Origin of the sequence: Ralstonia sp. Ralssp135 (assembly GCF_047304345.1) — a bacterium.
GTDB classification, from domain to species: domain Bacteria; phylum Pseudomonadota; class Gammaproteobacteria; order Burkholderiales; family Burkholderiaceae; genus Ralstonia; species Ralstonia chuxiongensis.
This window is the reverse complement of the sequence record NZ_JBGLYZ010000079.1, coordinates 1-5,088: the sequence shown is the minus strand read 5'-3', so window position 1 is coordinate 5,088 and position 5,088 is coordinate 1. Positions and strand designations below refer to the sequence as shown.

The 5,088-nt window shown below is 64.4% G+C and carries 4 protein-coding genes; all 4 read right to left on the bottom strand.

Features of this window, described 5'->3' with window-relative positions; all coding sequences use genetic code 11:
• A partial coding sequence (locus ACCD03_RS25340; RefSeq protein ID WP_413413267.1) for an ion transporter occupies nucleotides 1-743 on the bottom strand: 743 nt, incomplete at its 3' end.
• Nucleotides 744-756: 13 nt separating this feature from the next.
• On the bottom strand, nucleotides 757-2,256 hold the full coding sequence (locus ACCD03_RS25335) for an FAD-linked oxidase C-terminal domain-containing protein (RefSeq protein ID WP_413413266.1): 1,500 nt from the start codon (nucleotides 2,254-2,256) through the stop codon (nucleotides 757-759).
• A gap of 493 nt (nucleotides 2,257-2,749) precedes the next feature.
• Nucleotides 2,750-3,640: a LysR substrate-binding domain-containing protein gene (locus ACCD03_RS25330; protein ID WP_413413265.1), complete on the bottom strand. Its 891-nt coding sequence runs from the start codon at nucleotides 3,638-3,640 to the stop codon at nucleotides 2,750-2,752.
• A gap of 27 nt (nucleotides 3,641-3,667) precedes the next feature.
• The gene (locus ACCD03_RS25325; protein ID WP_316671478.1) at nucleotides 3,668-5,086 is read right to left on the bottom strand and encodes an FAD-binding oxidoreductase; all 1,419 of its coding nucleotides are present in this window, start codon (nucleotides 5,084-5,086) and stop codon (nucleotides 3,668-3,670) included.
• Between the last annotated feature and the right edge of the window lie 2 nt (nucleotides 5,087-5,088).

The window sequence follows — 5,088 nt, the reverse complement described above, 5'->3', positions numbered from 1 at the left end:
AACGCGATGATGCTGTAGCCGAGGAGGATGGTGAGCGAGGTAATGAACTGGCCCAGCGGCGTGCGCGGCACAAGATCGCCGAAGCCCGTGGTGGTGAGCGTGACCACCGCCCAGTACATGCTGACCGGAATGCTGGTGAAGCCATGCTGCGGCCCCTCCACCACGTACATCACCGTGCCGAGGATGATGGTGATGATGAAGACGGTACCTAGGAACACGAAGATCTTGTGCCGCGCGTTCAACAGCGCACGCAGGAGGATCTGCGCCTCTTCAAAGTAGACCGTGATCTTCAGTATCCGGAAGATGCGCAGTAGACGCAGCAGCCGCACATCGAGCAGGTAGGCCAGTTCGGGCACAAAGATCGCCAGCCACGTCGGCAGGATCGAGATGAAATCGATAACGCCGTAAAAGCTGAGCACGTAACGCCAGGGTCTGCGCACCACGAGGATGCGCATGACGTATTCCGCCGTGAACAGCAGTGTGAAGAGCCACTCGAGCACCGTGAAGAGCGTGCCCGCGCGGCCGCTGACGCTCGGCAGGCTGTCGAGCATCACCACCAGCACGCTGGCGAGGATGGCGCCAAGCAGGGTCAGATCGAACAGCCTGCCGGATCGTGTTTCGGCTTCAAAGATGATGGTGTACCAACGCGCGCGCCAGCCGCTCTCGGGTTTGCCGAGATACTCGCCAAGGCGCGCATTGTGGGCGTGCCATCGGTTGCGGCTGGTGCGGGGCGGATTCCTCATGGCCGTCGCGTGCTCAGAAGCGGGGCAGGTCCGGATGCGGCAGCAGGCCGTTGCGCACGTGGAGCTTGCCGTATTCGGCGCAGCGCGCGAGCGTGGGGATGGCCTTGTCCGGGTTCAGCAGGCGCACCGGGTCGAAAGCCGCTTTCACGCACAAAAAGGCGTCACGTTCTTCCGCCGAGAACTGCACGCACATCGAGCTGAGCTTTTCCACACCCACGCCGTGTTCGCCCGTCACGGTGCCACCGAGTTCGACGCAGGTCTCCAGAATGTCGGAGCCGAACAGCTCGGCGCGGTGCCATTCGTCCTGGTCTTCGCCGTTGAAGAGGATGAGCGGGTGCATGTTGCCGTCGCCCGCGTGGAACACGTTGATGCATCGCAGGGCGTACTTCTGCTCCATCTGCTGGATGCGCCGCAGCAGCGTGCCGATGTGCTTGCGCGGGATGGTGCCGTCCATGCAGTAATAGTCCGGCGAGATGCGGCCTGCCGCCGGGAAGGCGTTCTTGCGGCCGCTCCAGAACTTCAGGCGCTCAGCTTCGCTTTGCGACACCTGGATGCGCGTGGCGCCCGAGGCGCGCAGCACTTCGCTCATGCGGGCGATTTCTTCGGCCACCTCTTCGGGCGTGCCGTCGGATTCGCACAGCAGGATGGCCGCCGCATCGAGGTCGTAGCCGGCGCAGACGAATTCCTCAACAGCGGCGGTGGCGGGCTTGTCCATCATTTCCAGCCCCGCCGGGATGATGCCCGCGGCAATCACGTCGGCCACGGCGTTGCCGCCGGTTTCCACGTTGTCGAAGCTCGCCATGATCACCTGCGCCAACTGCGGCTTGGGGATTAGGCGCACGGTCACTTCCGTCACCACGGCCAGCATGCCTTCGGAGCCGATCACCGTTGCCAGCAGGTCCAGGCCGGGTGCGTCGGGCGCTTCGCTGCCGAATTCGACGACCTCGCCATCCATCATCACCGCGCGCACGCGCAGCACGTTGTGCACGGTCAGGCCGTATTTCAGGCAATGCACGCCGCCCGAGTTTTCGTTGACGTTGCCGCCGATGGTGCAGGCAATCTGCGACGAAGGATCGGGCGCGTAATACAGCCCGTGCGGATTGGCGGCTTCCGAGATGGCGAGGTTGCGTACGCCCGGCTGCACGACCGCCGTGCGCGTATAAGGATCGACCTTGATGATGCGTTTGAACTTGGCCAGCGACAGCACCAGCCCGCCCGGCGTCGGCATCGCGCCGCCCGAGAGGCTCGTCCCCGCGCCGCGGGGCACCACGGGCACGCCCATGCGGTGGCACACGCGCAGGATTTCGACGACCTGCGCCTCGGTATCCGGCAGGACCACGGCCAGCGGCACCTGCCGGTAAGCGGCGAGGCCATCGCATTCATACGGGGTGGTGTCTTCGCGCTCCCAGAGCAGTGCGTCGTCGGACACGATCTGGGACAGCGCGGCGGTCAGCTCAGCCTGTAGGGCGGTCAGATCGCGGGCGGTGGCGGACAACGACGATGGCGCATTCATGGGGTGTCTCTCATGGTTCTGCCCGCCAGCGCTGGCCGGGGTGGGAGGCACTATAGCCCGGCCGCCGCGCCGCGCGGCGTGTTAAGGACTTTTGCTGCGATGAATTTGGCTCGCCGGGACGGCCAATGTGGTTCATCGCGGTGCTGCAAGGGTTCACTGCTCGTTCGCGGAGGTCCGACCTGCACGATCGAGCCTTCGACCATCGACGGTGGTGCTCAAACCATCGAGCTTCACACTAAAAGTTTCGAATCTGAGGTTCCTCTACCTCACGCGTGAGGCAAATAGAGTCGGCGTTGATGAAAAAAGCAGCAACGATGAGGTTCAGAACGTCGCCTTCGAGGCCCGGAGGCTCGGCCCATGACGCTTTTTGCTCCGACGTTGCTGCTTTTTTCATCAACGCTGAGGCTTCAGAGCCTCAACGTCGATACTAAAAGTTTCGAATCCGGTGGTTTGATGTCCAGTTACGAGGCTTGGCTGCCCACGGCTGACCGGTTTACCAATCCAGCCCAAGCAACCAATCCACAAACTGCCGCGCCTCGGGCTTCATCGGCGCCTGTTCGCGCTGGACGATGTAATAAGCATGCGGCGACGTCGATTCGATGTCCAGCAGCCGCACGATCTGCCCCGAGCCCAGCCAGTTGCGCGCCATCGCCTGCCGCACCAGCGCAACGCCCTGGTTGGAGGCCACCGCTTCAAGCATCAGGCCGATGTCGTTGAACAGCGAGCCGGTGGCGGGCTCCGCCGCGTCTAGCCCCGCCGCCTCAAACCACGGGCGCCATGGCTCCAGCGGGCTGCGCAGCAGCGTGAGATTCAGCAGCTGCGACGCTTCGGTGATGGTGTTGCCGCTGATCTGCTCGAAGTAGCCGCGCCCACACGCCGGGAAGACCCGCTCATTGAGCAGCAGCGTCGTCTTCAGGTCCGGATAGCGGCCGGTGCCGTAGCGGATCTCGACATCGGTGTCCTCGGCTTTCACGTCGAGGAACGGGATGGAGAGATGCAGTTCCAGATCAATGTGCGGGTACAGCCCGTTGAACTCGGGCAGACGCGGCACGAGGTGCTGGCGGCCGAACGTGGGCGGAATCGCCACGCGAAGCCGCGCGCGCTGCTTGCTGAACTCGGGCCGCGCCAGTTCGTGCAGCGTGTCGAGCGCGACTTGCACGCTGCGCAGGTAGCGCGTGCCGGCGGCGGTGAGCCGCAGCGCTGTGCCGGTGCGCACGAACAGTTCTTCGCCCCACAGTTCTTCGAGGTTCTTGATGCGGTGCGATACCGCGCTCGGCGTGACGGACAGTTCTTCGGCGGCACGCGCGAAGCTCGCATGGCGCGCCCCCGCCTCAAAGGCAATCAACAGATGCAGCGGAGGAACGCGCTTGAAGACGGAGGACATGCGGGCGGTCGCTGGTGGGTGAGTCGGTTACCGGTGGAAGATCTTGCCGGGGTTCAGGATGTGCTTCGGGTCCAGCGCCTGCTTGATGCTGCGCATCAGGTCGATCGCATCGTTGCCGTGTTCGGCGATGAGGAAGTCCATCTTGTGCAGGCCCACGCCATGCTCACCCGTGCAAGTGCCGTCCATGGCGATCGCACGCGCGACGATGCGCTGGTTGATGCGCTCGGCTTCTTCCAGTTCTTCCGGCTTGTTCGGATCGATGAGCAGCGCGACGTGGAAGTTGCCGTCGCCCACGTGGCCGACGATGGGAGCGGGCAGTTGCAGCGCGCTGGCGAGCAGGTCCTTCTCGGTTTCCACCACGCAGTCGGCCAGGCGCGAGATCGGCACGCATACATCGGTGGTGACGGCGCGGCAGCCGGGCTTGAGCTGCAGGAACGCAAAGTAGGCGTTGTGCCGAGCGTTCCACAGGCGGCTGCGGTCTTCGGGGCGCGTTGCCCATTCGAAGCCTTGGCCTTTGTGTTCAGCGGCGATCTGCTGGACGGTCTCGGCCTGCTCCTGCACGCCGTGCTCGGAGCCGTGAAACTCGAAGAACAACGTCGGCATTTCGGGCAGCGTGAGCTTGTCGTATTGGTTGATCGCGCGGATGGCGAGCGCGTCGACAAACTCCACGCGCGCAATCGGCACGCCCATCTGGATGGTGTCGATCACAGCGGACACCGCATCGCCCATGCTCGGGAAGGCGCACACGGCCGCGGACACGGCTTCAGGCTGCGGATACAGCTTGAGCGTGATCTCGGTGATGATGCCAAGCGTGCCTTCGCTGCCGATGAAGAGGCGCGTCAGGTCGTAGCCCGCCGACGATTTGCGTGCACGGTTAGCTGTTTTGATGATGCGGCCGTCAGCGGTGACCACCGTCAGGTTCAGCACGTTCTCGCGCATCGTGCCGTAACGCACGGCGTTGGTGCCGGACGCGCGCGTCGCGCACATGCCGCCGATGGACGCATCCGCGCCCGGGTCGATCGGGAAGAACAAACCGGTATCGCGAATCTCGGTATTGAGCTGCTTGCGCGTGACGCCCGGCTCGACCGTCACCGTCAGGTCTTGCGGGTGCACCGATAGCACGTGGTTCATCTGCGACAGGTCGAGGCTCACGCCGCCGGCCACGGCCAGGAGATGACCTTCGAGCGACGATCCGGCGCCATACGGGATCAGCGGAATTTCGTGTTCGAAGCAGAGCTTGGCAACGGCGGCGACTTCCTCGGTGGTCTGCGCGAAGACGACGGCGTCGGGAAGCATCGGGTCGTAGGCGGATTCGTCGCGGCCGTGGTGGGCGCGCACGGCTTCGCTGGTGGAGATGCGGTCGGCGAAGCGGGTGCGCAGCGCGTCGAGCATCGCAGGCGGAATCGGCTTGCGGATGCACTGGGAGGGAGGGGCTGGGTGGTTCATGG